This is a genomic window from Candidatus Accumulibacter phosphatis (assembly GCF_012939955.1).
GTDB classification, from domain to species: domain Bacteria; phylum Pseudomonadota; class Gammaproteobacteria; order Burkholderiales; family Rhodocyclaceae; genus Accumulibacter; species Accumulibacter delftensis.
In genome coordinates this window covers 69994-96807 of record NZ_SPMY01000025.1, presented here as the reverse complement: position 1 = coordinate 96807, position 26814 = coordinate 69994, and the positions used below count along the sequence as shown (strand labels likewise).

Sequence of the window (26814 nt, the reverse complement as noted above, 5' to 3'; positions counted from 1 at the left end):
GGAATGGGTGTACTTCGGCCAGCAGATAGTCGTGATTGACGGTGAGGAGGAGAGTATTCCCCATGTGGGAATTTGGGAAGATGACGACGATAGCCACAGCGACCGGATCAACCAGTATTGGCGCGCAGTCGGCAAGTCCCGGATATCGGGTTACGATTGCAAGCAGCCTTGGTCCGCCGCGTTCATCAGTTGGATTATGCAGGCGGCAGGCGTACCGAACGACATGTTTCCATCGAGCAGCGCCCACCGCTTTTATCTAAATCATTTTATTGCCAACGCCGACAATCCATATGCGGCATGGATACCCCATACCATTTATCAATACAAGCCTAAACCAGGAGACTTGATCTGTGCTACCCGGGGTAAAATCAGGCCTCCAGAAGTGACCGAGGAAATTGAGGATTCACTCTACTCATGGCGGATGCATTGCGATATTGTCGTGGAAACCAACGGTCAAACCGTGCACGCCATTGGCGGAAATGTCCGAAATTCCGTTTCCAAAACGATATTGACCTTATCCCCCGATGGCTACGTGCAATTTACACGTGCAAGGCCATGGGTTTTGATTGTCGAAAATCGCCTGGATTGAAACTGCGCACTCATGTCAGCCCCTGGTGTTAATGTGAAAGTCGCGTATGCGACTCACGAACCTCCCTTCTCCCCCTGCGGGAGAAGGGCCGGGGGAAGCGAACGGACGGTCATGACTTTCATCATCCGGTGTATCTCGACTGACATGATCGTTAGGGACACGATCGTGCCGTATCCGGATCGACTGGAGACTTGGCTTGCGGACATCGAAACACCAAGGTCAGGCGGGGTAGGCTATTGCCTTCAAAGTAGGGTCACCCTTGGCTAACTTGTTGTGTCAGGGGACTATTGTGGCGTAGTCGGTTTGCCCGCTCTGACGTCGCGTGACTCCTCACGACCTTCGTGTTTGGTTCTCCGCTTGTCCTGCCGGCATTCGGAATTGCTTTTTTCATTGTCGGCCCTGCAGTCCCGCTTGGCTTCGCGCGAGTCCTGCCGCGAACCTTGTATGACGTCGCGCGCATCGCGGCGCTCCCACTTATGGGGTCAGGTCTTTCCCCGTGCCTTGGGCAAAAGTAAAGACCCTGCGCGCGGTGCAGCAAGCGCTGCGGCCAACGCAGGCCGCCGCGTCCTCGAACGAAGCCGATGGCACGCTGGCCACCGCCGACCCGCCCCGCGCAGGCGCCTAGCGCCAGGGTGCCACCCGGGCCAGCACCCGCCCCTCTCCGAACAAGACCCTCCCGGCAAGAAAGCATTGTCACCACGATGGAATAGAATGTGCCGACCAAGGCGCCCCTCCCCTCCACCCTCGTCGGGGAGGGGCCGGGGGAGAGGGGGCGCCCGCCCTCCAGACTATGAGCCGCAGCCGATGAGCCGACCGACCATGAGCAAACTCTTCATCTCCCACAGCTCCCGCGACGACGCCTTCGTCCGCGAGCTACGTGCCGCGCTTGCCGACCAAGACCAGCCAGGATGGATCGATTCGCGCGAGCTGCGCGGCGGCGACCCGCTGTGGTCGGAAATAGAACAGGCGATCGACGGCGCGTCGGCCTACGCCGTGCTGATCAGCAACGACGCCCTGCAGTCGAAATGGGTCGGCAAGGAGCTGCGCCGCGCGCTGGAGGTGCAGAAACAGCGTGGCAAGGACGACGGCGGCAAGCACCGCTTCCCGGTCATCCCGCTGTCGCTCGACGGCACTCAACTCGGCGTGCTGGAAATGTTTTTCGATGAGGAGCCGATCTACATCCCCGTCAGCAGCGACGCTGGCGACGCCGCTGGCATCGCCGCCGTGATGGACGCGATCCTCGTCGCCCTGGGCCGGCGCCTGCCGGCCGACGTCGCTGCCACGCCGCAACCCAGGGCCGAGCCGCTGGAGGAACTCGTCCTCGAACTGAGCGACCTGAAGTTCCAGGAGAGCGACGGCGTCCGCCGTGCCTCCGCCCGCGCCCGCCTGGTCTATGAGCCGGCCACGGTCGGCCAGCGCGAGGTCGGCTGCGCGCAGAGCTGGCGGCTGGTCGCGCCGATGGGGCCGATCGAGGCCGAGGAATTGCGCTGGTATCTGGAGAAATACGCCGTCTGGCCCAGCCACTACTTCCAGGAGCGCGCGCGCCGGGTCGAGGAGCAACTCGCCGAGTGGGGGCAGCGCCTGCACCAGGCGGCGATTCCCGTCGCCCATAGCGCGCAGGTCATGCAGGCCTGGGCGAAGATCGGCGACCGCTGCGGGCGTCGTTTCTCGGTATGGGTCGACAGCACGCCGGAGGCCGGCGCGCCCGACGCCGAAGTCGCCAGCGCACGCGAAGCCGCGACGCTGCTGCTCGGCCTGCCGTGGGAGCTGCTGCACGATGGCCACGCCTACCTCTTCCAGGGCGCCAGACCGACGCGCGTCCGCCGTCGCCTGCCGAATACCCGGGACCACGGGGTGGCGGTGGTGGCCACGCCGATCCGCATCCTGCTGGTCAGCGCGCGGCCGGAAGACGACGCCTGCGGCTACATCGATCATCGTGCCAGCGCGCTGCCGCTGGTCGAAGCCATGGAAGCGCTGCCCGGCCTGGTCCAGCTCCGGCTGCTCAGCCCGCCGACGCTGCCGGCGCTACGCGCCGAGCTGGAGCGCGCGCATGGCGAGAAAAAGCCCTACCACGTCGTGCACTTCGATGGCCACGGCGTCTACGACCGCAGCCTCGGCCTCGGTGGCCTGTGCTTCGAGCGGCCCGAGGACAGCGGCAAGCTCGACGAGCGCCGGCACAGCACCGTGTTCACCGACGAGCTGGGTTCGCTGCTGCGCGACCACCGCATTCCGCTCGTCTTCCTCGAAGCCTGCCAGAGCGCGCAGGCCGGGCAGGCGTCCGAGTCGGTGGCCTCCGAGCTGCTCAAGGTCGGCGTCGGGTCGGTGGTGGCGATGAGCCACAGCGTGCTCGTCGACACCGCGCGCCGCTTCGTTGCCGCTTTCTACCAGGCGCTGGCCGCCGGCAGGCGCGTCGGTGACGCCATGCTCGAAGGCCAGCGCCGGCTCAAGGACGACAGCTTCCGCGGGCGCATCTTCGGCGTCGGCGAGCTGCGCCTCGACGACTGGTTCGTCCCCGTCCTGTTCCAGGAAAAGGACGACCCGCAGCTCTTCAGGAGCGCGCCCGCCAGCCAGACGCTGGCCGATTTTCGGAGCGCGCTCGCCACCCGCCTCGGTGCCTTGCCGAAGGAACCCGAGACCGGCTTCGTCGGCCGCAGCCGTGAGCTGCTCGCCCTGCAACGCCTGTTGGGGCCCGACGGCGGCGCCCGCTACGCCGTGCTGCGCGGTCAGGGCGGTGAAGGCAAGACGGCGCTCGCCGCCGAGTTCGCGCGCTGGCTGGTGCGCTCGCAACAGATGCGCCGCGCGGCCTTCGTCTGTGTGGAAGGGCTGGAGAAGAACCTCGCCGAGTCGGTGATCGACCAGCTCGGCGGGCAACTGCTCAAGAAGGCGTTCTCGACCCAGGCCGACTGTGGCGGCGACCTCGGAAAAGCCGAGCAGGAGATAGCGCGCGCACTGCGCGAGCAGCCGACCCTGCTGCTGCTCGACAACATGGAGAGCGTCCTGCTGCCGCCGTTCATCGCCAGCGAGACACCCGAAGCACTCTCGCAGGAGGCGGGCGAGGAGCTGAAGACGCTGCTCGCGCTCTGCGAGCGGCTGCTGCCGGTCGGCGCTACGCGGCTGATCTTCACCAGCCGCGAGGCGCTGCCGGCGCCCTTCGACGCCCAGCGCCAGCGGCGCGAGCTGAATCGCCTGGATCGCGACGACGCGGTGAAGCTCGTCGAGCGGGCGCTGAACGCCGCCGGCGGCGATGCCGGCGCTTCCAGCGACGCCGCCCGCGAGGAGATCGATCGCCTGGTCGACGCCGTCCACTGCCACGCGCGCACCCTGGCGCTCCTGGCCCCGGCGCTGCGCGACCGCGGCGTCGAAGCCAGCCGCAAATCGCTCGTCGAGCTGATGGCGCAGATGGCGCGGCGCTTCCCGGTGGATCACCCCAATGCCCGGGAACAATCGCTCTTCGCCAGCGTCGAGCTCTCGCTTCGCCGCCTGTCGCCGGACAATCGCGAACGGGCGCGTGTGCTCGGGGTGTTTCATGGCGGGGTCGACCTCGACGCCCTACGCGTGATGATGCATTGGGAGCAGGCCGATGTCGCCGCACTGGCCGGCGAACTGGTCGCGACCGGGCTGGCGACGCCGAACCGTTTCAAGCATCTCGGTCTCAATCCCGCGCTTTGCCCCTACCTGCGTAGCTGCCTGGACGAGACGGAGCGCGAGGAGTTGACGGCTCGCTGGATCGAGGGGATGCGCAAGTATGTGCGCTTCCTTGAGCAGCAGCAGAACCAGAATTCCGAAGTCGCGGCGACGCTGACGTTGCTGGAGTTGCCAAACCTCTTTGCGCTGCTCGATCGGGTGTGGCGCGCGGCGGATGCGGAAGCGACGATCGATCTGGCGACCTCGCTCTACAGCCTGCTGTGCCGGCTCGGCAAGCCGCGCCTGCTGGAGCGGGTGGGGCAGGTTCGCGACGCCGCCACAGCGGCGCTGGATGAGGGTTGGAGCCACGCGCAATTTGAGGCAACGCGGACGCGAATCGACCAGCAGCTTTACAGCGGGCAGTTGCGCGAGGCCTTGGCTGGCGCGCAGCGCTTGCTGCAGCGCGCTCGGGACGCGGGCGAGCAGTGCTATCCTGCTGCCGATTACGATCTGGCGATGGCTTGCTCCGTGCTGGCCAGCGCGTGGCGGACAAGCGGTGGGCCGGAGCGCGCCGGTCCGCTGCTGGACGAGGCCCGGCGGCGCTTCGAAAGCTTCGCCAAGGAGCGCCCCGGGGAAGGCGCGGAAGAGATGGCGTCCGACTGCTTCGCGGAACAAGGCGGCTGTCTTCGCGATCTGGGCCGGCTCGACGAGGCCGCTGCAGCCTACGACGAGGCCATCCGCCGCGCCGAGGAGCTTACCGCTGATCGGCAGGTCGCCGTCGGTAAGGGCCAGCTAGGGGCGGTCCGCTTGCTCCAAGGCCGCTACCCGGAGGCGCTGAAAGCTTATGAAGACGCCCGCAAGCGATTCACGCAGCTGGGCGAGCCGGGTACCGTCGCGGGGATCTGGCATCAGACCGGTATTGCTTATAAAAGTGCCGGCCAGCCGGAGGCCGCCGAGGAGGCCTACCGGAAGTCGCTCGCGATTAACGTACAGCTCGGCAATGTCGCCGGGCAGGCGGCCACGCTCCTGCAACTGGGGAACTTGTATAACGACGCACTCGACCGCCCGGAGGAAGCCGTGGCGTTCTACCGGCAGGCGGCGGAGAGATACTGCGACATTGGGAACTTGGCGAACGAAGGCCGTGTGAAGAGCAACCTCGGCGACACGCTCCGCAAGCTCCGCCGTCATGCCGAAGCGCGGCAGGAAATCCGCCGGGCGATCGAATGCAAGGCGCCGTTCGGTCACGCAGCTTCGCCCTGGACAACCTGGGCCATACTCGCCGATATCGAGACCGACGCCGGCGATCTCGATGCCGCCGCTGGGGCCAGGAGCAAAGCCATTGCCTGCTACCTCGCCTACCGCCGCGACGGCGGCGAGAACCACGACGGCGAGGGCCGCATCGCCCTCGCCGCCTCCCAGCCTCTGCTCGCTGGCGACCCGGCCTCCGCCGCGTCGCTCCTCCAGCAAGTCGCGGCAGAGCCTGGCGCCGCTTGGCTCCTCCCCTTCATCCACGCCCTGCAAGCCATCACTGCCGGCAGCCGCGACCGCAGCCTCGCCGACGCCCCGGAACTGCACTACTCCATGGCCGCAGAGATCCTGTTCCTGATCGAGACCCTCGAAAAGGCGGCTCTCTGAGGCTCTGCCCCTGGCCCTTCTTTCTTCGAACTTTCAGTGCTGTTGTCTGTAAGGAATGCAGATCGCAGGGCCGCACAGCTCGATTGACGAGGCACCAGGCACCGCGACTCGGTCATTCGCCGTGCCTTGAGCAAAAGTAAAGACCTGGCCCGGCCCGTTTCCGGGTACTGCTAAAGTGCCCCCCGCTGACATTGATAAAGGCGACGCCATGAGCATCCGTGTGTTCTGCAGTCACCGTAGCGTGGATAAGCCGGAGGTCGAGGCGTTGGCGGCGCGGCTCCGTGCGGCGGGTATCGACGCCTGGCTGGACAAGTGGGAAATCCTTGCCGGCGACAGCATCGTGAACAAAATCAATGCCGGTCTGGAGGAATGCACCGTCGGCCTGCTGTTCTTTTCGAACAAGCAGCAGGCCGGGGGGCTGTGGTACGCCGCCGAGCAGGACAGTCTGACCCAGGCGCTGATCGAGGACGGCAAGCGCCTCATCCCGGTGATGATCGATGCCGACGCTCCCATCCCGCCATTGCTCCGCCCGCGAGCCCGGCGCGGCATCGACGAATTCGACGCCATCGCCGATGCCATCAGGGGCGTGACGCATAAGCCGCCATTGGCTGAGCCGATCAGCGAGGCTGCGCGGCACAGCTTCGTCATCCACTTGTCGCAGCCGGCCGCCGGACAGATGCGGCTGCTGGCGCGGCTGGACGAGCGCGACATCGGCCGTATCGACGAGACGCCGGTGCCGCGGGCGTTTGCCGTCAATCTGGCGCGATCCCTGCACGCCGACTTCGGCAGCACGTTCCGCGGCGCCCGCGAAGAGGCGGCACTGCAGTCGCTGGAGCAGGGCTTGCAGCGCCTGGGCGAGGAACTCGGCGCTGTGCTGTTCGCCGCGCCCATCGGCCCGGCACTGGCGCAGGCGCTCGATGCGCTGGCGGTCGGCGAGCAGTTGGATCTGGTGTTCGAAACCGCCCAGCCGCTCTTCCTGGGCCTAGCCTTCGAAGCGGCGCGCCTGCCCGATGGCCGCCTGCCGGCGCTGCTGCCCGGCGTCGTCGTCACGCGCCGGGTGCCGGTCGCGGTCGCGGTCGCGGCAGCGCCGAGCGCTGCTCCCCTAGCCGGCCCGCTGAAAATCCTGGTCGCCGTCGGCGCACCGGATGAAGGCCGCAGCTCCAGCATCCCGCTTGACTACGAACGAGAACTGCGCGACCTGCTCGACGCCGTCGAACCAGCGGCGCAGCACGGCAATGCGCAGGTGCGCATTCTGGAAGTGGGTCACCCCGAAGAAATCCGCCGCGCCCTGGCCGCGGACGCCTACCACGTGCTGCACCTGTCCTGCCACGGCAGCCCGGGCAGCATCGAACTGGAAGACGAAGACGGTGCTGCGGTGGCGGTCAGCGCCGCCGAGCTGGTCGCCACGCTGCGCCAGGCCGGCCAAGCGCTGCCCCTGGTCTTTCTGTCCAGTTGTCATGGCGGCTCGCCGGCCGGCGAAGCGGCGGGCTTCGCGCAGGCCCTGGTGCAGGCCGGTGTGCCGCAAGTGCTGGCGATGCAGACGCGGGTGAGCGATCGCTACGCCATCGAGCTCGCCGCCGCCTTCTACCGGGAACTCAACACGCCCGAGCGGCCATTGGCCAGCCGCGCGCTGGCGCAGGCGCGGCTCGCCCTGGAAGCGGCGCGGCGCCGCAAGCTCGCCCTGGCGCCGGCACCGGAATACGCCACCGCCGCCCTGTACTGCGCCGGGCCTGAGCAGCCCTTGCTCGATCACCGTCTGGATCAGCGCCCGCTGCGCCGCCCGCCGGTGCATGAAGTCGATGCCCAGGGGTTACCACGGCTCAAGCTGGGGCAGTTGATCGGTCGGCGCCAGCAAATGCGCGCAGCGCTGGCGATCCTGCGCAACACCCCGGCCGCCCAGGACCGCTACGGCGAGCGCGCCGGTGTGCTGCTGCAGGGCATCGGTGGCGTTGGCAAGAGCGCGCTCGCCGGTCGCATCATGGCGCGGCTGAGCGAAGACGGCTGGCATTGCGTCACCCTGGCCGGCGCTTTCAATATCGACAGTCTCGCCCGCGCCCTGGGACTGGCCAATGACGACGACGCCAGCCGCCTGAGGAGCATCTGCCAGCGCCTCGCCAGCGAGCGCCTGTTGTTGGTGCTCGACAACTTCGAAAGCAATCTCAGTGTGGGCGGCGAGGCCTGGCTGGACGACACCGTGCCCACCTGGCTGCAGCTGCTGTGCCAAAGTGCGCGCACCGGGCGGCTCTTGCTCACCGCCCGTCACCATCCACCCGCTTTCGCCGCCTGGCTGGAAAGTGTCGCCCTGCCGCCGCTGTCCCTGGCCGAGACGCGCAAGCTGATCCTGCGCCTGCCAGAACTCGCGAAGCGCGAAGGGAAGGATCTGGGCACGGTGCTCACACGTATCGGTGGCCACCCACGCATGCTGGAGTACCTCGATGCCCTGCTGCGCGGCGGCCGCAGCCGTTTGCCGGAAATCCGCGCCCGGCTGGAAGTACAGGCCCAAGCCGCCGGCGTGCCACTCGACCAACCGCCCGCCGACCTCGATGAGGCCATTGCCCAAAGCCTGCGTGTCGGCGCACATGACGTGCTGCTCTCCGAACTGCTGGCGCTCACCAGCCGGGAAGAAGCCGCCGCCCTGCGCCAGGCGGCCGTCTCCAATCTACCGATGCCGGTCAGCGGGGTAGCGCATGCCGTGCACGATCGCCCGCCCACGGGCCCGGAAATCAGCGCCGCCCGGCGAGCCCTGCAGTGCCTGGCAGAGCTTTCCCTGCTCGTGTTTCCGAGCCCGGACGAGGTGTTCGTGCATCGCTGGACAGCGGAATGCCTGCTCCAGCCCGGAGCGGAGCTGGACCCGGCGGCCTGCCGCGCCACCTACGCCCGTGCCGGGCGCTACCGGCTGTGGCGAGTTGAAAATGAAACCCGAGACCTGATCGATGGCATGGAGGCGGTGCGCAATCTGCTGCAAGCGCAGGATTACGACGTGGCCAGCGGGGAGGCACTGAGCATTACCGAGTTTCTGCGCGGCGCCAATCAGCTCGCATCCGCCGGCGGCTTCGCCGGCGAGGTGCTGCAGGTAATCCCANCNGCCCACCCGAATTATTCCGCCCTGGTGGATCAGGAGGCCCGTGCCCTCGTTGCCCTCGGCCTGACCGCACAGGGCCTGGCCGTCTACCGACGGCTGCAGGATTTGCTTGCGCAGCGCTGCTGCGCCGAGCCCCAGCGCGCCGACTACCAGCGCGACCTGTCCGTCTCCTACGANANNCTCGGCGATCTCATGCGCGNCCTCGGGAACGGCGAGGCCGCCCCGCGAATACTTCCGAGAAGAGCCTCGACATCCGCGAACGACTCGCACGCGCCGAGCCCCAGCANGCCGACTACCAGCGCGACCTGTCCGTCTCCTACAACCACCTCGGCGATCTCATACGCGAGCTCGGGAACGGCGAGGCCGCCCCCGAGTACTTCCAGAAGGGCCTCGACATCGCCGAACGGCTCGCACGCGCCGAGCCCCAGCGCGCCGACTACCAGGGCGACGTGGTGGTTTCTCTGATGCACATGGCGAATATCGATCCGGCGCGGGCGCGTGAGCACTACGCTCGCGCGGTGAACCTACTGGGAGCCCTGCGGGCGGCCGGGCTGCAGGTGCCGCACAGAGACGCGATGATCCTGGCGCTGGAACGCTGGCTAGCGGATTCTTCCGGCTGAGATCGGCCAAGCCGCAGGACGAGCGACGAGCCATCGCGGCCGGTGAGGCTGGACGCCTTCGATCGAGGCATTCATCGTCGCCTGCGATCGTTTCATCGCGGTGATGAAACCGTCGCTGCGCGAGGGCGATCGCTGCCTGTTTTTGATCGCAGCGCCGAGCGCCGCCGGCGAAGGCTGTAGCGGATCGATCGACAGCTGCATGAGCACCGATCACGCTTCGATCTTTTTGATCCACTCTTCATCTTTGCCGATCCGCAGCGGATACTTTTTGATCCAGGCCTTATCCTTCCGCAGTCATCCTTCCATCGCCGGCAGCGAAGGATCAATGCGCGACATCGATCGATCATTGCGCATCATGGATCATTCCATCGTCGCCATCGATACGCCGATGAAAACGATGGAAGCCTGGATGATTTTCACCGACGCGTGGATCTTTTTCAGCCAGGCTTCTATCGCGACGATCGAAGGCCGATCCTTCAGGATCGAAGCTTCAACCTCGCGCGCTGATCGTCGATGGAGCGAGTTCGAGCAGGCGAGCACTTTATTACTTCCCCGCTCAGCGGCAGGCCGCCTCGTGCCCTGCAAAAGCAAAGACCTGACCCGCGCATTGCGTCCCGGCCCCGCGCCCTTGCATCGCGCCTTTGCGTCGCGTGACCCCAGCGATTTGTTCCTCGCGTAGCGGACCCTCTTTGAACCCATAGTCCAGCCGACGATCAGGCAGCTACAGCAGCTGCCCGATCGCCAACAGCCAACAGGCCTCTATAAGGGCTGTCGGCCAATGGTCCCCACCAGCCCGGCACGATAGGCCGCCGAGCCGACAAGCACGCGTTCGCCCTGTATCTGCGCACGTCGCGCCACAAGTCCCAGGCGCGAAGCAACTTCGGCATTCTCGCTTCGATCAAGGAACTCGTAGAGCGAAGCGACAGCCTGGGTCAGACGCTTCTCGTCACTGGCTTGCTTGGCATCGAGGCGTGCTGCATACCAGTCACTGGCGAGGACGCTTTCGCGGGAAAACAGCGAACGCACTTGCGGCGACTCCAGGCCGTGGCCAGCGGCGGTCTTGCCGTGCGCCATGATCTCCAGCACGGCCTTCAGGGGCGGGCAGGCCAGGGAAATCGTGCCATCAGTGAAGTAGCTTTCGGCCACCCGCTGGTGGGTGGCGACGATATTCGCCACGCCGTCGGCAAAGATGTCCATGTCCTGCAGCTCGGGGCGCAGCATTTCCTCGGTGAACACGGCATGCGGATGCAGAAATATGCGGCCAAAGTAGGTGCTGGCCATACGCGCGGTCATCCGGTAGCCGAGCCGGCTGGCCAGCACGGGCTGACCACGGTGCTCGAAATCGTCCACACGTTCAAGGGCACCCCGGGCAATCAGATTCTTGGCGTCGCGTTCACTGGGGCTCATGCGGGCAAAGACTTCGGGCACCAGCAGACTGACGTCATGATCAACGCGCATGTTTGGCCCGACGTAACCGGCAGAGGAAACCCAGCCGTCGTAGCCAGTGAGTGCGAAGGAGACGAAAGCCGCATTGAGGTCGATGATCGCCGGCAAGGCATTGAACGGTCCCTTGGTCAAGGCGCCCTCCGAACCCGCCCCGGTCGTCGAGGGTGACTTGCCGGTCATCGAGCTGATGAACTCGATGAACAGCTCGGGCAGTTCCATGTAGTGCAGGGGATTGTAGGGACATAGCGCGCGGATGCCTTCCTCCGGAGGGTTGTTGCGGCGACCGGCGGCGACCACATGCACCGGGGTCATGAGCGGCTCGGCAGTGGCTTGCCGGCGCAACAAACGCATCGCCAGCCTGGCAATTTCCGTGTCTTCCGGGCAGGCGAGGTCCGGGCGCAGCTGCAGATAGCGCGGATTCTTCGTCGGCTTGCCATCGACGATACGCGGATGTGCCGAGGAGACGAAATAGGCGGGCGATGATCCCTCGGGCGCGTTAGCCGCGGCCTGGATCAGGTTCTGCATCGGCGGGGTAAACTCATTGAAACCAATCGCATCATCGAGCAGTTCGCGCGCATCCGCACCGTCAAGCGGCTGGAAGTTGGAGATGAAGCTCCCCGGTGTCGCGATATCCGCTTCGGCCTGGCCATCGTAGCCGCGATGGATGGCGTCGTCCGGCCTTTGAAAGAGGCGGCGCTCGCAGTTTTGCAGGTACTTGCGTGACAAGGTCCCGGACTCTCCGGCAATCGCGCTGGCGGGGGCGACGACACTGGCGGTGATATCGTCCTCGGTCTGCACCTTGCCAGCCGGGTGAAAGTCATGACGCAAGCCGAAGACACGCCAGGCGCCGTCCCTCTCGAAACCGACGCGCAGGGTATTCACGACCAGCGTGCTTCCGTCCAGCTTCAGTGAATTCCCCGGCCGACCGTTGATCAGATCCACCGAGTAATGACTGCGCCAGCTATCGCCCCATTCCGGGCGGTGAAAGCGCTTGACGACGAAGACCAGCTCCTTGATATGTTGCGGAATAGCGCTCAACCAGGTGTTGTAGGCCTCGTTATAATCCCGTCTCGACGGGGTGAGCAGCTTGATGACGCTACCCAGCGAACGGTCAGCACTCAGTATGAGCCGCTGATCAAGGCCGTTCTTTTCCTGATCGCTGTAGCGCCCGGAGAAATCACGCGCCAGAATGGCGGCCACCGCCTCCATGTCCTTTTCCACGTCGGCAACGAACACGTTGCCGACAAGTATGGCGTCCGAAATGGCCTTCGATATCTCGGACTTCCCTCCCCCGGAAACAGTCGCCGGCTTGTGGCAGGCAGTCACTTCCGCCGAGGTTCCGACGAGGTTCCACTGGCGACGATCGGCACGCGATGACTCCATGTGTACCCGATAGCCGTTGGGGCCCATATAGGTCTTGCCGGCCTGCAACTTGATCGACGAGGTCGCGCCATCCAGGCTTGGCCACGAGACGGTGCGTGAGCGCAGGCTGAAGGTGGATTTCGCGGGCACCAGGACGACATTGCGCTGAAGGCGATCAATGGCATGCCCGGCCAACTGCGCGACAAAGCGTTCGGGATCGCGTGCCAGCACCTCTTGCAGCGAGTAGTCATCGCCCGCCGTCAGATCGGTATACTCCTGACCCTCGTTATAACTCGGAAACACCAGCGCGCCGCCGGAATGCTCTTCTTCGGCAGAACCGAACAGGTTCGCCGAATAACTGATCTGCGTTTTCACTTCTTTCTTGCAGTAACCAAAATAATTGTCGGCAATGAGGGTCACCACCACGCCACGCTCGTCCCGCGCGCACAACTTGAATGCACTACCGCCGTTATACAACTCGTCTTCGTTCTTGTAGCACATGCCATCGCGCCGCTGCAGCGGCGTCGCCGCATCCCAGTGCGGGAGACCGAGCAGGTGTTTCGGCACATGCGTGAGATGCGGCGCGAGAATCACGCAACCGGTGTGGCCGGTCCAGCCATCCGGGTCGAGCGAGGAATCATTTTCAGGCAAATAGGGATCGCCGGCATTGCCAAAAATGCTTTCGACGAAATCGAGATTGGCGACCAGCGCCCCGGGCACGAAAAAGCGGGTTTCCATGCGCTTCTCGGTCGTGAAACCGGGCACGGCAGGCACCACCAGGGGACGCAAAAGCAGGGAAACGAAGCACATGGCCGGTGCCTTCTCGCCCGCCGTAAACGGTAGCTGCAGCGATTCAGGCGGCGGATTCAGGGCCAGGGCCAGCAGCTTTGAAAAAGCCAGCTTGGGCACCGCCCGCTTGTCGTCGGGAATCGGCAAACCACCCTCGACGATGTGGAAAACGCCCGCGGTGGTGCGCCGATCGCTGGCGGGATTGTGCAGGACCCCATTGCGCAGACGATAGCTGCTGAGCAGCGGCGACTTGTAAAGATCCCCATTGGCGGGCAGGGAAATGCCGCGCGCCAGCCCGGGCTGGTCGAGCACCAGGGTTTTCCCCGGCAAACGGGGTGCGCGACCGACATCGGCAAGATACTCCTTGAGAAAATTCTGAATCCGGGTATCGACAGGGCAAAGCTTATCGGAAAGTCGACGGCTCATTTCCCGCTGCCGCGCGAGAATTGGTGCCATGAGTTCGGTGATGGACGCGCCATCATCGCCGGCCGCGAGGGGCAATTCGAGCAGGGCAAGACGAAGATTGATCGCCGCGTTCAACTCTGCCGTATTGACAGACGAGGGGGCGATAGCGGGGTTAGGCGTGGAATCCATAGGGGCTTCTTTCAAAAGTTGAGCACAGAGTATGAAGCGGTCGGCAGCGAAGTGCTGCGCCCGGCAGGTTGTTGGTAAAGAGCGCCGTGACGGCGGCGACAGGGCCAAGACAGGCCTGGTCCGCAGGACTCTTCAACGGGAGTTCGGTTTGCGCGATCTTGTTCGTGTGCCGGTCCGTCATCGACCGGGGCAGCGGATCGGTCCGCAAGCTCAGTAGAACATGAACTCAAGGAGCCGGCAAGCGACCTGCAGGCGCTTGGGCAGCGCCTGAAATGGCGGCAGCATCGCGCGAGCAGGCCGTCGCCGACGCGCCGTTTCCCGAGTTCGACAGGCTCCGCCTTAGGCGCAGTCGCGGGGACACGGGGCTGAGCGCAGGCGAGCGGCAGCGCGTAATTCTCCCCATCGTCGTAAGAGTTCAGTCCCCACTCGTAGTAGAACGGCTGAACCGCGTTGGCTGTCTGCGCGTCACGCCCAACTTGCTGCGCAGTGGCACGCTCGCCAGATCGACCAACTGAAGCTCCTTTAAGGGCTCCTAACGACCCAAACCTGCCGGTCAAGATTTTTCACAGCGGCCGTTCGCCAAAAAGACCGCCGCGTCGGAGGTGGCCGTTGGTCAGGCCAAGACGATGTGGGTAACTAAACGGCACGTCAGAAGGCGGACGGTCAATAAGCACAGGACGGCGTCGGTCGACAGCTGCGCCCCGGACTTGACTAGCGCCCATTCCGGGGGCGGTTCTAGACCGTCTGCAGCTACTCATTTTGCGTAGGTAAGGACGCCAAGTAGCCCGAAGCCGAAACCTCTCAACTCCATAGAACTAAGGGTCGCTCCAAGATTTATCTAACGTCATCCAAACGGCGCCGGTTTCAACGACCTCTGCAAAGCGCAGCGCAGAGAATCCGTCGGGGAACAACGTATCGTTGATGCAATCAAGCGCTTTTTCGGCAGGATTCAGTAGTTGACGCTCATCTCGCAGAATTAGGTGAAGTGTCTCCAGCGAAACCACCAAGAAGCCATCGATCAGCTGTTGATCCAACTCAATAGATGTATCGATAATCCAACAGTATAGGTGCTCATCTCCGCGCAGGTCAGTGCATCCCAATCTCGTCCGCAGAGCCGCATCCTGTATCAAAGCGTGCATTACCGCAGGGCGTTTACGCTTTAGCTGCCGAGCGGCCTTGCGAAGGGTGTTTGTACGATGTAACCAAACCTCGTGCGGTGTCGTACGGACGTACCCAGATTTTATCTCCAGCAAGAGTACCACCCCATCGCGATAGCAGATCAAATCGACCTCACCCGGATCTTCTTGCTGCGTACGTTCGGGCTGGTAGCCCACTTCCACGGCAAAACCACGCCGGCGCAATTGATCCGCCAGCCGCAGTTCGATCCGCCGGGTCTCACTCATTTGCTCAGATCGCCGAGAGCCGATACGACGAAGGTTGTTGATCGCCGCAGTCAAATTGTTTTGCTCCGCCACAACCCAAGGGAACTGAAAATTGTAACCGCCAATCTTGTAGAAAGGGCGCTCAGAAAGTGTGGGAAGCGGCAATCGCGGCTGATCCCGCAAGCGCTTCGAAAGCGTTCTAAGATCATTCGTCCAGAAGTTCAGGATTGCCTTGGCTGTCAAGCGATTGCCTTTAGGATATTTTCGACAGACTGTCCATCCCACAGTTCTCTCAATTTTTTTGTCCTCCTCGGCCCAGGTCATGGGAAAGCGATTTTCTCCATCGACCAGTCCATTAAACGCCAGCTTACTCAAAGCCCGAGCCACCACATTGCATTCGGCGTAATGCTTTTGGAACGGCTGAACATAGGCGTTCTGAAAGAACACAGAATGAAGCTCAGCGAACAATAAGGTCTGAAAAAAGATTGGCATGACCGCCTCCGGCCACTTCAATCTCATCATCAAGGCCATAGATCTCTTTCAACACCAGCTTACTGCGAATCGCTTTTAGGTACGCTATCGCATTGAGTTCATGATTTTCTGCGCTACCTATTTGAATTTCAGCCAATCCTCCCTCACAGAATTCGACACTCCCACGATTTATCCAGTAGCTCCACAGCGCCTGGAATTTTCGTTCAGTTCGACGCCACGCTTTTAGACCATCCCCGGTCTCGTTATAAATTACCGCTCTGCCGGGTATAAGCTGGTAGCGACAGTCGTGGTCAAAGCAAAACCAGTCGATCGAGCCCTCGTAATCAATGCGTTCCTTCGTGGCTTCAAACATTACGGCAAAGGCTTCAAGGTTCTCCACGCACTCCTGCGTTACTGCGGGCGAGGGGAAAATGATCGGCGAAAGATGTCGCTTCAGTGACCAGCCGATGCGCTCGTCGCTTAGGTTGAAGTCCTCATCGGTACAGTGACCAAGCTTGTTAGCAATGATGCGGCTATAGACTTTCCAATCGTCATTCCCTAAATCAGTCGGCTTCCCCGGGATGAACTGCTCATAGGCCAGAATACTCAGATAGGACAGCGTTTCGAGTAGAGAGAGATGGGAAAGAGACTTCTGAGTAGTATGAATTAGCTGGTCAAACGGCGTGAGCTGTTCCTCGAGACGGTCACAGACGCCAAAAAAAAACCCGCCAGCCTTCTCCTTCGACTCGACTTCTTAGAAGCTTACAAAGATTAGAGTTTTTTCTGAGAAACAACTTGGAATATCGGATTGCCCATTGAAGAGTATCCGGAACGGTTTTTGCCAGATGTTCTAGTAGCTCACCTGAAATAGCGGAGTCATGTAGCAGAATCCGACTGAGCGCCAGGGCGGATAATTCCGATGTGTTGACGAGATCCGCCGCCAGCCAGAACGGAGCAGCTGCAAGTCCCGTTGCGCGATCGCTCCAAGATAGGTTTTTGCCAGCTGGCCGCTGGTCAAAAAAAATGGTGGAGACATTCATCAAATGCTTCGTTTCGACCGAACCGTTTCTCGTAATCGGCGAAAACAGCCAGATAGTGCTGCAGACATTGGTTGGATTTTCTACTGAGGTCAGGCAACTAAATTTCCTACGCTCTGTGTGCGGCAGCTATTTGGCGGAAAGCATGAATGGAAAAAAACGGGCTCTCAACTGCATTTGATCATGAGCTGCAGCGACAAGAGGGATAGCTATAGCGCCGGCGATACTCAATAAGCACGTCTGCGTGTCCAATTTTTTTCATTGATGCCTATTTGTAATTATGGCTCACTGTCCCGAAAATATATACAGCAGCAATGGAGCCTAGCACCCTCCGAAGGGCTGACCTCGACCAGAGACAGTCCGGTCATTCGTCGGCGCGAAACGTTCAACAACGTAGCGATGGCCGCAAACGACCCGGAGCGGAAGTAGCCTAAACCAAAAAGCGGCCATTCCATCTTCCAGATTGGGGGTATGAACAAGCAGATCGTCCGCCGAACGCTGCGCTACGCCGGTTGTGAATTGACTTTATCCGCCAGGATTTCGGCAGTTTTCTCGACTCCTACCTGATGGAGGTCGATATATCCGATAGTCGAATGTATTCCAACGACATCCACATTATCTAGCCGTAGCGGGAGAAGATACTCATTGGTTCTCTTGTTGGCGGCGGCCTTCCCAATTGATAATTCAAAGTCGCTCCAATCTCGCTCCGGGTAGGAGTTTGATAAGAAAATGACCATGTAAAGAGCCTCATTTGCGTAGATTTCGGAGAGCTGAACTCGAAGATCTTTCCCCCATAACTGCGCTTGCTGATCAAAGTCATAGAATACCGTGAGACCACGATCCTTTAATGCGCGAACAAATTCCTCCACCGTGGCACGAACGTCCCCAGCGAAAGAAACGGCGACGTCATATGAATATTGACTCGATCGAAGTTGGATCCGCGACTTAATATCATCAATATCAAGAAGGTTCAGATAGAACCGGAAAGCGGGATCCTCGATAGAAACATAGGTGCCTCCCTTTTTGTAAAAGAGAATGTCACGCAAGCCTTTTTGCTCGATCACGTCGCTGAGATTATTCATGCAGTTGTAAAAGGATGTCGCCTTTTTCCCGCGCTCCTTTGGATCAGAAATAATACTAACAATCGAACGATAGAGCGCTTCTGCCGGAATTTCTGATGAGGGAGAGTTGGCAATAAAAGCAACAATATCAAAGTAGGTATTGTGAACAGATTTCGCCTGTTGTTTCCCTTTTGCCAAGCCGACTACCTTATCACGGTATTTGCCGTGAAAAATCCTTAGAACCTCTTCCCTGATATGTTTTAGCGTAGTATCGATAACCGTGAGCTCGGTCTTTGTCTCCGCGATTTTTGCATCGATGCAACAAACTCTTGCGATGACATGAACGATCGACGGCACACCATTGGACGCCCTTACTATTTCGGAAGTTAAGGACTCAGAAAATTGAATGTTCAGGACATTTGAGCCTAAAACAAGTAGCTCTCTACAGAAACTCTCACTTTGCGTTTTTAATTCATATGGGTCGTTGCGAATACCAAGTTCAGGATCCGTCCCATACAACTCTTCTGCTGAACTGGCAATTCCAATGACGATGAAGCGAACGCCTTTTTCATGCCATAGCTTAAGCTTTGATGCGATTTCAAGGCGAGCACCCTGCTTAATAAAGTGGAAGTCATCGATTACGACGAACGTTACCAGTTTTAAGAGATCAGTAATTTCGTTGAAATTCGGCGCTATTCCAAGCTCCTGAGCTAGAAGTAATAATCCTGAATCTACATCAGCATACTGCCGGCCATTGATCCAAAGGATATCGGAATCGAGAACGTTCAATTCGCGCAGCAATTTTCTTGTAATAGTGGTTTTCCCCGTGCCGGATGCGCCCGACAGGGTAATATGCTTTCCAGGTGCTTTAAACGAGGCCTTGATGTAAGGATACTCTTTCGGATCTACAAAGGTCACCTCAGGAAACGCGGCTTCATTAAATACATGTTCAAGTTGCATTCTGAATTCCTTTTCCTGCGTAGGAAAACTACTGCTAACGATCTGCACCGCTAAGAATAAAATACTGGCATATGCTGGAAACGCCTATGGCCGCTTTGTGGCATCATTCTTGAATGACAACTTGTGGCCGGCTACGGATCGACGCCATCCCGCGCCTACTGGCTGCTCCTCACACAAAGGTGAGCTTCGTCTTGGCGGAGCGGACGTTAAAACGATCAAGCTAACGGGCGCGGGCGCGTTAGCGCGAAGTATCCTTGTTTGGTGCAGTGTTAGAGCTAGAGCTAGATACATTACTTTAACGTCGTAACACCGCATTCATATTTACTTTCAGATCCCGTTCAAGCTTCTTACAGCCGCGGGGAGAATAATCGTACAATAGAACACGACGATGCCGCAGATCAAATGGGATATCTTCTATCGACTGAGCAAGGAGCAAAACCTTCTTTTCTATCGCATGACATATTCCCACTTCGTAGAACACGTTGGCGTTTTTTCCTGGTTAAATCCGCAAGCACAACGTCGGCTTTCTGAATGCTACCTACAATGTCTTCAATAATAGCGTTGGACCCAAAAACGTCGTCTCCACGTTCGCAGATTAGATTGCATTCTTGCTCTAAAATTGGTTTGACGAAGTCTTCGTATACGACCTCTAAGTCAGCATCTTCGAAAGGCATCACAACAAAGCATTTATGAGTTTCGTTTTTGTAAGCTTTTTGATTCGGTTTTTTCTATTTGTCACTTCGGGAGGGCGTGCCTTAAACAATTCAATCGCTTGCTGAAGCTCTTTGCGCAGCGCTCTAAGCTCCTTCTGATTTAGTGGCCGTGCATCTCCCGGTTCGGGCCCTTCTGCTGCGGTTGGTCTTTTTTCCAGAGATGCCCCATATAACACTCTCCAAACCATTGTTATAGTCTTTTGTAAAATCTACTGCTTGAAACATTCCAATGCTATCAGGTAGGCTGCACGCTTTTGTAATCAGAGGGATAAAACGGAATTTTGGGTCTAAGCTGGCGCGCCACAATCCAATTGTGGTTTCTTTTTTTCATCCATGGCGATTCAAGATAAGCTGGAGAAACGACCAGCAACATTACGTCAACTGCGGCAATTGCGGCATTAAGTGAATCAGCCAAGGAACCCCCAGGCTGTATTAATTTATCGTTTAAAAAGTGTACATTTCCCTGAAAGCTACGATCAAGATCGCCCACCAGTCGGTCAGCGAACTCCCTATCCTTACCTGCGTAGCTAATAAAGACCTTCATTAATTTCCACTGTCCGTAATTGTTTGATCGCTCTAGCGTTGTTTCATGTCGGCGGTTTTCCGCGTAAAATTGATGATTGTTTCATAAATTGACGTCGCGCGGCGCTGGGAGCCTTAACGCAGTAGGCGCTACTCCCTATGTGTGCTGATTCTATAGAAGATAAAAACCGTGAAAGGCAGCAGTTCGCAGTGCTAGGTTTATAGCATACACTTAGTTCGCTCCAATGGCCGCTTTCGGCAGACTTCCCCACCGTCTCTTCTTGGCCGACTTCCGCCCGTCGTCGCCGAACCGAAGGCAGGCACAACTCTCAGCGAATTCCATCGACGGCAAACGACCCAATCCGGCCCGCCAGGATTTTGCGAAGCTGACCTTCAACGATTTAGGGCCCATTGGTGTGTAACCCATACCTGATGACAACACAAAAATCGTTAAGGCGCGGCGTAGGCTGGTCGCGCCCGTTCTGAGTTAGTGACGCAAAGAAGGTGCGCCTTAGACCCTTGGATATCTCAAGTTGAACACCGGCGCCCAAGCGCCCGATGTTGCAGATATTATTCTTGTTGTGGCCTTGCAGAGCAGGATTTGCATGCTCTTGGACAGAATATCCACGGTCTTGAAGAGTTGTCCGAAGAGACGCTAGTGCAGAAGCATGGAGGCCGCCCAAGAAAACAATCTCACCCTCACTTTGCTCACCATGAATAGTTATAACCATGTCCGAGGCTTTAAGCAAGCTGAGACATTGAGGTTCGTCAAAGTTGGAGCTTGTGATGTGCAAATCGCTGTTGCCTTGAGACTTAAGGCCCTCAAACAGGTAGACGGACAAATCATTGGCTGCGACACCTAAGCTTATCTCCGAGGTTCCGGGCTCAATGGCGCCAGCGTGCGGTGCAGCTACAACCACAGAGCTGCCGTTATTCCGCGCTAGCACGCTGTAGGAGCCCGAAGGTTCCGACGCAGATAGCTCCGAGAAGTTTGAGTACTTGTCTGACATTGGAACTGGGCTCTGACGTTTGAGTTAACCGGCTGGACGCCGCAGGCGGCCAACCCGAGCGGAACGAAGTGGAGCGGTATTGAACGCGATGTTAGCCCTTGGCATGGTGCTTCCTCCTATTCTCCGCAGACGAATGCAGTGTGCGTGCTCGCGCAAGCAAAGACTCCCAGTCTTTAAGAAGTTGTGCGTAGCTCTTCTGCTCTTCAGGCGAGAGCGCCGTTTCCGGCGATGGTGGATGATAAGGGTGGCGCTTGATGTACGCCTCAATTCGTTCGATTTGCACTTCAGGATCACTGCGAAACCTGACCCTGACAAAGGGCCGCCAATCATCATCTCCGCGCGAGTCATTGCATGTTTGACATGCCGGAACAGTATTTCCGATAACTAGTTCGCCAAAGCGTGTGACTGGGATAAGGTGGTCTGGGACGATCCCTCTGTTTTCCTTTGTTGCGTCACTACCACAAAAAACACAAAGGCCATCAAATTCATCTTTGAGGTGTTGCCACTGTGCTGTTGGCATAGTTTGACGTGGCGCGACGATCTCTCGCAGACCGCGCGAGACGTTATATTGCATTCGTGTGAAGTGCTTAGTGCCAGGCATATGTGGGCTAACGCTCAGCTAACCGGTGGAGGCGCGTGAGCGCCGGAATCCGCGTTGAGCTGTTTGCTATGCCTTTGTATTTCGCGCAGCTCTTTAATGTTGCTATTCAACTCTTCTCTTGTAATTCCATTATTGACTGGATCAGGAAAACCTAGAGCCTCGCAAACTTCTTTACGGTACAAGTCTAATCTGTCGAATTTATCGGCCGAATCTCCAAACATACTCTTCGAAATTAATGAAAGTCTATTTGATGCTAACGCGATTTTGTCGGGTCTTGGTAGGCCGCAGATATTCTGTATCTTTCCGTAAAATGGGATCAAATTCTGACTAGAAACTAGTTTTGCACCCAATCTCTTTAAATTTTTTTCCTGCTGATAACACCTCTTCCTTTTCAAGGACAGAAGCGCCATGAATAATTGAGTGATCATTTGCTAAATAGAAAATGACTTCTGAAATCATTTCTCGAAGTTGCTGTATCGGCTCAATCACGGATTTCAGAATAATCTGGCCTAAGACAAACACAAATACTCCAGCGACAATAGTTGAAAAAATAGCCATCCATTGTTCCCATTTGACAAGGCATGTTATCGGGAGACAGTTTTGCGCCCTAACTCCGCCGCCTGCTCCCTAACTCGGCGCTGCGCAGACACACTGAAAACCTTGCAGCGGCACGGTTTGCACCGTGTGCTTTCTGGCTTTGTGCAGAACTAAAACATCGCGGAAGGCAATACATTGCGATGTACGGCGATAGCATACACCCACGGCGCTTCAATGACTGCTTTCGGCGGACTTCACCAACGTCTCTTCTTGGCCGTAACCCGCCCGACGCCAAATGCTTAGGCGGCCGTAGCCATGTGCATATCGACATGGATGTCACGAAACGGACAGCGCAAGGCGCCAGCCTCGGTGCGCTCGACCAGCCCCAATGTAACGAGTTCTGCTGCATCCTCGTGCACACGTTTCACGTCTCGTCCCAAACGGCGTGCAAGTTCGCGAACCCCGACCGTGCCGCCGTCGTACTGCAAGGCCTGGACGATGGCCCAGCGCCGTTCGGTCAGCCTTCCAAAGAAGGCTGCCGGCGTCTCGAAGTTCAGGGTCTCTCCCTCATAGGTCGAGGCTGTCGCGGCCTTTCCAGCCTGACGCAGGGCCGCTCGCCAGTCGGAGCCCAAGGTGATTGTCAGTCTGCGTTTGCTCATCGCGCCCTCCGTTTATCCACTTCCTTGATGAAGTCCTCGATCAACTGATCGATCGTTGAGAAACAATATGAAAACTCCTGGCCGTCAAGATGGCAGTGATCGCCCTTGCCTCTCTCGTTATCAAAGCCGACGACGCGCGCTCCATCGACGACATACACGAGCCGGTACTTGAAGCCATGCGCCGTTGGCGGCACGGGAACAGGCAGGCGCCAGACAATCATCTGAATGATGCTATCGTCTTCGGAGACATCCTTGAACTCAGTGATCAGGGTCGCCTTCATGTTGGCGATCATCACACCGCCAGATGTCCGTTGTCAATTACGACAACACGCAGGCTCCGAGACACCTCAGCGTTGAGTGGTGACCATGAGCGCACTATCGCAGCGAGATTTTTGGCAGCCCGCGTCATGAAATGCTCCCGCCACCCGATCAGAATCCGCAAGGCTGCAAGTTTGGCAGCGTTCAGGTCCCAGAGGCTAGTGGAAACGTGGATTTCCGACTTGCCGACGGTGCGCCAGCAGAGGTGTGGGGACAGAAATGCGAACAGCGTGGATGCCGCTGGAGCGGCGATAGAGACCCGGGTTCCCGTGCATGTGGGGACTAGCTTGCCGCAGTCTTGCCGGTCACCTCGCGAAGCTCAGGGCCAACTTCAATGAAACAATGAAATCAGCACGATAGGCGGGAGGTGGAGCGGGCGAAGGGAATCGAACCCTCGGCTCTAGCTTGGGAAGCTAGGGTATTACCATTATACGACGCCCGCGAAGGGCGCTATTGTACGCCGCTTGTGGCGCGCTCGACAATGCCGAAAGCTGACAGCCGCCCGCCAGCGTGTCTATAATGCGCCGATGGACATCCCCGCGGCCCTCCTGTACACCATCCTCAGCGGCATTGCCGAGGCGGCACTCGAGCCGTCGCCTGACCCGCAGTTGATCAACGAGCCGACGGTCATGGCGCGTATGCTGCCAGCGAAAGCAAAGATGGGCGTCCTGCTGCCGCCAAGGGGCGACGGCTACGTCACCATTGATGACCAGCTGTGGCGGCTGGCGCCGACAGCGCAGTTCCGCAACGGACGCAACCTGATCGTGATGCCGATGCAAATCCAGAGCGCAGCGGAAGTCGTCTATCTCCCCAACGCTGCGGGCGCGATCCATCGCGTCTGGATGTTGACGCCGAGCGAAGCCTCGGCGCCTCGCCCGCGCTGAGTCACCGCAGCCACCCCAGCCACCTCATTCACACAAGTAAAACATGCCAAAAAAACTGTTCATCCGCACCTTCGGGTGCCAGATGAACGAGTACGACTCGGACAAGATGGCCGACGTACTCGCTGCATCGGAAGAAATCGTCAAGACCGACACCCCCGAAGACGCCGACATCATTCTCTTCAATACCTGCTCGGTGCGCGAGAAGGCGCAGGAGCGGGTTTTTCACGACCTCGGCCGGGTACGCCTGCTGAAGCGCGCCAATCCCGACCTGGTAATTGGCGTCGGCGGTTGCGTCGCCAGCCAGGAAGGAGCGGCGATCGTCGCCCGCGCGCCCTACGTGGACGTGGTCTTCGGACCGCAAACCCTGCATCGCCTGCCGCAATTGATCGCCGAGCGGCGACGCCTGGGCAAGTCGCAGGTCGACATTTCCTTTCCCGAAATCGAGAAGTTCGACAATTTGCCGCCGGCGACCGTCGCCGGCGCGACCGCTTTCGTCTCGATCATGGAGGGTTGCAGCAAATTCTGTTCCTTCTGCATCGTTCCCTACACCCGTGGTGATGAGGTCTCGCGGCCCTTCGATGACGTGTTGACCGAAGTCGCCGGCCTGGCAGAACAGGGGGTCAAGGAAGTGACCCTGCTCGGCCAGAACGTCAATGCCTACCGCGGTGCGATGAGCGGCAAGGGCCAGGCCCAGCCCGGCGAGGAAACGGCCGACCTGGCGCTGTTGATCGAATACATCGCCGAGATCCCGGGCATCGAACGCATCCGCTACACGACTTCGCATCCGCGTGAAGTGACGCAACGACTGATCGAGGTCTATGCCAGCGTGCCGAAACTGGTTTCGCATCTGCATCTGCCGGTGCAGTCCGGCTCCGACCGCGTACTGGCGGCAATGAAGCGCGGCTACACCGCGCTCGAGTACAAGAGCCTGGTGCGCAAACTGCGCGCGGCGCGCCCCGATCTGTCCCTGTCCTCCGACTTCATCGTCGGTTTCCCCGGCGAGACCGCCGAGGACTTCGAGAAGACGATGAAGCTGATCGACGATGTCGGTTTCGACGCTTCGTTCTCCTTCATCTACAGCGCACGACCAGGCACTCCGGCGGCCGACCTGACCGACGACACGCCGGCAGCGGTGAAACTCGAACGTCTGCAGCGCCTGCAGCAGCGCATCGACGGACTGGCGCAGGAAGTGTCGCTGGCCATGGTCGGCAGCGTGCAACGGGTACTCGTCGAAGGGTTGTCGAGAAAAGACAAGAGCGAGCTGGCCGGGCGCACCGACAATAACCGCGTCGTCAATTTCGCCAGCGATTCTGGCGACGCCACGCAGTGGCTCGATCGCTTCGTCGATGTGCGCATCAGCGCCGCTCTGCCGCACTCCCTGCGGGGTGAGATGGCCAAGCAAACTGCGGGAGAAGTGGCATGAACGCCAAGACACCTGAAACCAAGAGCCGGGCCATCGAGCTGCTGCTGTCACCGGTCAATAACAAGCACCTGGCCAACCTCTGCGGCGCACTCGACGAGAATCTGCACCAGATCGAAACCGCACTCGACGTCTCGATCGCCCGCCGCGGCGAGCGCTTCACGCTGCGCGGCGACAGCGCGCAGACGGCGCGCTGCTCGGAGGCGCTGCAGCAGTTCTACGCGCAGGCCAGGGAAGCGCTGTCGGTCGACGAAATCCAGCTCGGCCTGATCGAGCTTCTCAATCGGCCGGTGCACAAGGTATCGTCGGGCGGCGGCGTCTCGCCGGCGCTGATGACCCGCAAGAGCGAGCTGCACGGCCGTACGCCGCGGCAGATCGAATACCTCAAGCACATCCAGGAACACGACATCACTTTCGGCACCGGCCCGGCCGGTACCGGCAAGACTTATCTCGCCGTCGCCTCGGCGATCGACGCCTTCGAGCGCGAACTGGTACAGCGCATCGTCCTCACCCGCCCGGCAGTCGAGGCCGGCGAGCGCCTGGGCTTCCTGCCCGGCGACCTGAACCAGAAAGTCGATCCCTATCTGCGCCCACTTTACGATGCCCTCTACGACCTCATGGGCTTCGAGCGCGTCGGCAAGCTCTTCGAGCGTGGCGCCATCGAGATCGCGCCGCTGGCCTACATGCGCGGGCGCACCCTCAACCATGCCTTCATCATCCTTGATGAAGCGCAGAACACGACGCCCGAGCAGATGAAGATGTTTCTGACGCGCATCGGCATCGGCGCCAAGGCCGTGGTCACCGGCGACGTCACCCAGATCGACCTGCAGCGTGGCCAGAAGAGTGGCCTCATCGAAGCCCGCCAGATCCTCCAGGAGGTGCGCGGCATCGCCTTCACCGAATTCCTCAAGGAAGACGTCGTCCGCCACCCGCTGGTGGCGAGGATCGTCTCGGCTTACGAAGCGCACACCGCGGCCCTGGAAGCGCTAGAGGCCAAAAACAGGGCCCGACACCATGCCGAAAAAAGCTGAGCTGCTCGAAGTTGAAGTCCAGTACGCCTGCGACCGCCAGGACCTGCCGAAAAAGCCGCGCGTCCGCGCCTGGGCACGCGCGGCACTGGCCGAGAGCGGGAACCAGGACGGGCGGGTGACCGTGCGTTTCGTCGCTGCCGATGAGGGGCGACGGCTGAACCGCGAGTACCGCAGCCAGGAGGACGCGACCAATGTCCTCTCTTTTCCGTACGCGCTGGAACCACAGCTCTGTGGTGACCTGGTCCTCTGTGTGCCGGTCGTCGCCCGCGAGGCCGCCGAACAGGACAAATCGCTGGACGCACACTACGCGCACCTGGTCGTGCATGGCATGCTGCATCTGCAAGGCCACGATCATGAAGAAAGCGAGGAACAGGCGAGCGCGATGGAGGATCTCGAACGCAGCATCCTGGCTGACCTCGGCTATCCGGATCCTTACGGCAGCGAGGACTGAGGCGATAGCGGCGCGG

21 protein-coding genes and 1 tRNA gene are annotated in these 26814 nt (G+C 60.0%); 10 read left to right on the top strand and 12 right to left on the bottom strand.

Annotated elements, in window-relative coordinates; genetic code table 11:
- Window positions 1–7: 7 nt before the first annotated feature.
- The 6 genes from E4Q23_RS09765 (at window position 8) to E4Q23_RS09745 (ending at window position 10229) form a co-directional block, all read left to right on the top strand.
- Window positions 8–589: a DUF2272 domain-containing protein gene (locus E4Q23_RS09765; RefSeq protein ID WP_336511656.1), complete on the top strand. Its 582-nt coding sequence runs from the start codon at window positions 8–10 to the stop codon at window positions 587–589.
- 496 nt (window positions 590–1085) lie between these two features.
- Entirely contained in the window at window positions 1086–1214 is a 129-nt protein-coding gene (locus tag E4Q23_RS24560; RefSeq protein ID WP_272873658.1) for a hypothetical protein, read from the top strand.
- 86 nt (window positions 1215–1300) lie between these two features.
- Window positions 1301–5848 (top strand): tetratricopeptide repeat protein, encoded by a 4548-nt coding sequence (locus E4Q23_RS09760; protein ID WP_336511655.1) that lies wholly within the window; start codon window positions 1301–1303, stop codon window positions 5846–5848.
- A gap of 208 nt (window positions 5849–6056) precedes the next feature.
- Window positions 6057–9395: a CHAT domain-containing protein gene (locus tag E4Q23_RS09755; RefSeq protein ID WP_169066460.1), complete on the top strand. Its 3339-nt coding sequence runs from the start codon at window positions 6057–6059 to the stop codon at window positions 9393–9395.
- Window positions 9395–9550 (top strand): hypothetical protein, encoded by a 156-nt coding sequence (locus tag E4Q23_RS09750; RefSeq protein WP_169066459.1) that lies wholly within the window; start codon window positions 9395–9397, stop codon window positions 9548–9550. Before E4Q23_RS09755 ends, E4Q23_RS09750 begins: the two co-directional genes overlap by 1 nt.
- A gap of 103 nt (window positions 9551–9653) precedes the next feature.
- Complete coding sequence (locus tag E4Q23_RS09745; RefSeq protein ID WP_169066458.1) at window positions 9654–10229, top strand: hypothetical protein; 576 nt, start codon at window positions 9654–9656, stop codon at window positions 10227–10229.
- Between the two features lie 80 nt (window positions 10230–10309).
- On the opposite strand, the gene E4Q23_RS09740 is transcribed toward E4Q23_RS09745, so the two are convergent.
- The 12 genes from E4Q23_RS09740 to E4Q23_RS09695 form a co-directional block, all read right to left on the bottom strand.
- On the bottom strand, window positions 10310–13741 hold the full coding sequence (locus tag E4Q23_RS09740; RefSeq protein ID WP_169066457.1) for a hypothetical protein: 3432 nt from the start codon (window positions 13739–13741) through the stop codon (window positions 10310–10312).
- Window positions 13742–14556: 815 nt separating this feature from the next.
- Entirely contained in the window at window positions 14557–15615 is a 1059-nt protein-coding gene (locus tag E4Q23_RS23775; RefSeq protein WP_248595353.1) for a hypothetical protein, read from the bottom strand.
- Window positions 15581–15994 (bottom strand): hypothetical protein, encoded by a 414-nt coding sequence (locus E4Q23_RS23770; protein ID WP_248595352.1) that lies wholly within the window; start codon window positions 15992–15994, stop codon window positions 15581–15583. Before E4Q23_RS23770 ends, E4Q23_RS23775 begins: the two co-directional genes overlap by 35 nt.
- A 304-nt stretch (window positions 15995–16298) precedes the next feature.
- Entirely contained in the window at window positions 16299–16634 is a 336-nt protein-coding gene (locus E4Q23_RS23765) for a hypothetical protein (protein ID WP_248595351.1), read from the bottom strand.
- A gap of 500 nt (window positions 16635–17134) precedes the next feature.
- Entirely contained in the window at window positions 17135–18652 is a 1518-nt protein-coding gene (locus E4Q23_RS09730) for a TIR domain-containing protein (RefSeq protein ID WP_169066456.1), read from the bottom strand.
- 948 nt (window positions 18653–19600) lie between these two features.
- The gene (locus E4Q23_RS09725; RefSeq protein ID WP_169066455.1) at window positions 19601–19909 is read right to left on the bottom strand and encodes a toll/interleukin-1 receptor domain-containing protein; all 309 of its coding nucleotides are present in this window, start codon (window positions 19907–19909) and stop codon (window positions 19601–19603) included.
- A gap of 379 nt (window positions 19910–20288) precedes the next feature.
- Window positions 20289–20897 (bottom strand): poly-gamma-glutamate hydrolase family protein, encoded by a 609-nt coding sequence (locus tag E4Q23_RS25185; protein ID WP_169066454.1) that lies wholly within the window; start codon window positions 20895–20897, stop codon window positions 20289–20291.
- Between the two features lie 91 nt (window positions 20898–20988).
- A complete protein-coding gene (locus E4Q23_RS25180; RefSeq protein ID WP_423753337.1) occupies window positions 20989–21417 on the bottom strand; it encodes an HNH endonuclease in 429 nt (142 codons plus the stop codon).
- A gap of 408 nt (window positions 21418–21825) precedes the next feature.
- Window positions 21826–22056: a hypothetical protein gene (locus E4Q23_RS09710; RefSeq protein ID WP_169066452.1), complete on the bottom strand. Its 231-nt coding sequence runs from the start codon at window positions 22054–22056 to the stop codon at window positions 21826–21828.
- A 278-nt stretch (window positions 22057–22334) separates the two neighbouring features.
- Complete coding sequence (locus E4Q23_RS09705; RefSeq protein WP_169066451.1) at window positions 22335–22694, bottom strand: hypothetical protein; 360 nt, start codon at window positions 22692–22694, stop codon at window positions 22335–22337.
- Window positions 22691–22987, bottom strand: coding sequence for a toxin-antitoxin system TumE family protein (locus tag E4Q23_RS09700; RefSeq protein ID WP_248595350.1), 297 nt, complete (start codon window positions 22985–22987; stop codon window positions 22691–22693). Before E4Q23_RS09700 ends, E4Q23_RS09705 begins: the two co-directional genes overlap by 4 nt.
- Window positions 22988–23380: 393 nt before the next feature.
- Window positions 23381–23454 (bottom strand) — tRNA-Gly (locus E4Q23_RS09695).
- A gap of 85 nt (window positions 23455–23539) precedes the next feature.
- Here E4Q23_RS09695 and E4Q23_RS09690 point away from each other — a divergent pair.
- Genes E4Q23_RS09690 through ybeY form a run of 4 tightly spaced genes read left to right on the top strand, consistent with a single transcriptional unit; the run spans window position 23540 to window position 26798 of the window.
- Window positions 23540–23896 carry a hypothetical protein gene (locus E4Q23_RS09690; RefSeq protein ID WP_169066450.1) on the top strand — a complete coding sequence of 119 codons (357 nt, stop codon included), beginning with the start codon at window positions 23540–23542 and terminating at the stop codon, window positions 23894–23896.
- Window positions 23897–23939: 43 nt separating this feature from the next.
- Window positions 23940–25319: a tRNA (N6-isopentenyl adenosine(37)-C2)-methylthiotransferase MiaB gene (gene miaB / locus E4Q23_RS09685; protein ID WP_169066449.1), complete on the top strand. Its 1380-nt coding sequence runs from the start codon at window positions 23940–23942 to the stop codon at window positions 25317–25319.
- Window positions 25316–26347, top strand: coding sequence for a PhoH family protein (locus E4Q23_RS09680; RefSeq protein ID WP_169066448.1), 1032 nt, complete (start codon window positions 25316–25318; stop codon window positions 26345–26347). The genes miaB and E4Q23_RS09680 overlap by 4 nt, the downstream gene beginning before the upstream one ends.
- The gene (gene ybeY, locus E4Q23_RS09675) at window positions 26331–26798 is read left to right on the top strand and encodes an rRNA maturation RNase YbeY (protein WP_169066447.1); all 468 of its coding nucleotides are present in this window, start codon (window positions 26331–26333) and stop codon (window positions 26796–26798) included. Before E4Q23_RS09680 ends, ybeY begins: the two co-directional genes overlap by 17 nt.
- Window positions 26799–26814 lie beyond the last annotated feature (16 nt).

Bases quoted from the DNA above. Each gene is read 5' to 3' on its own strand.
- E4Q23_RS25185 (WP_169066454.1), bottom strand. From the start codon at position 20,897: ATGTCAGACAAGTACTCAAACTTCTCGGAGCTATCTGCGTCGGAACCT.
- E4Q23_RS09745 (WP_169066458.1), top strand. From the start codon at position 9,654: ATGAAACCGTCGCTGCGCGAGGGCGATCGCTGCCTGTTTTTGATCGCA.
- E4Q23_RS23765 (WP_248595351.1), bottom strand. From the start codon at position 16,634: ATGAATGTCTCCACCATTTTTTTTGACCAGCGGCCAGCTGGCAAAAAC.
- ybeY (WP_169066447.1), top strand. From the start codon at position 26,331: ATGCCGAAAAAAGCTGAGCTGCTCGAAGTTGAAGTCCAGTACGCCTGC.
- E4Q23_RS23775 (WP_248595353.1), bottom strand. From the start codon at position 15,615: ATGCCAATCTTTTTTCAGACCTTATTGTTCGCTGAGCTTCATTCTGTG.
- miaB (WP_169066449.1), top strand. From the start codon at position 23,940: ATGCCAAAAAAACTGTTCATCCGCACCTTCGGGTGCCAGATGAACGAG.
- E4Q23_RS09730 (WP_169066456.1), bottom strand. From the start codon at position 18,652: ATGCAACTTGAACATGTATTTAATGAAGCCGCGTTTCCTGAGGTGACC.
- E4Q23_RS09690 (WP_169066450.1), top strand. From the start codon at position 23,540: ATGGACATCCCCGCGGCCCTCCTGTACACCATCCTCAGCGGCATTGCC.
- E4Q23_RS09740 (WP_169066457.1), bottom strand. From the start codon at position 13,741: ATGGATTCCACGCCTAACCCCGCTATCGCCCCCTCGTCTGTCAATACG.
- E4Q23_RS09760 (WP_336511655.1), top strand. From the start codon at position 1,301: ATGTGCCGACCAAGGCGCCCCTCCCCTCCACCCTCGTCGGGGAGGGGC.
- E4Q23_RS09710 (WP_169066452.1), bottom strand. From the start codon at position 22,056: ATGGCTATTTTTTCAACTATTGTCGCTGGAGTATTTGTGTTTGTCTTA.
- E4Q23_RS09700 (WP_248595350.1), bottom strand. From the start codon at position 22,987: ATGATCGCCAACATGAAGGCGACCCTGATCACTGAGTTCAAGGATGTC.
- E4Q23_RS09750 (WP_169066459.1), top strand. From the start codon at position 9,395: ATGCACATGGCGAATATCGATCCGGCGCGGGCGCGTGAGCACTACGCT.
- E4Q23_RS25180 (WP_423753337.1), bottom strand. From the start codon at position 21,417: ATGCCAACAGCACAGTGGCAACACCTCAAAGATGAATTTGATGGCCTT.
- E4Q23_RS09725 (WP_169066455.1), bottom strand. From the start codon at position 19,909: ATGAAGGTCTTTATTAGCTACGCAGGTAAGGATAGGGAGTTCGCTGAC.
- E4Q23_RS09680 (WP_169066448.1), top strand. From the start codon at position 25,316: ATGAACGCCAAGACACCTGAAACCAAGAGCCGGGCCATCGAGCTGCTG.
- E4Q23_RS09705 (WP_169066451.1), bottom strand. From the start codon at position 22,694: ATGAGCAAACGCAGACTGACAATCACCTTGGGCTCCGACTGGCGAGCG.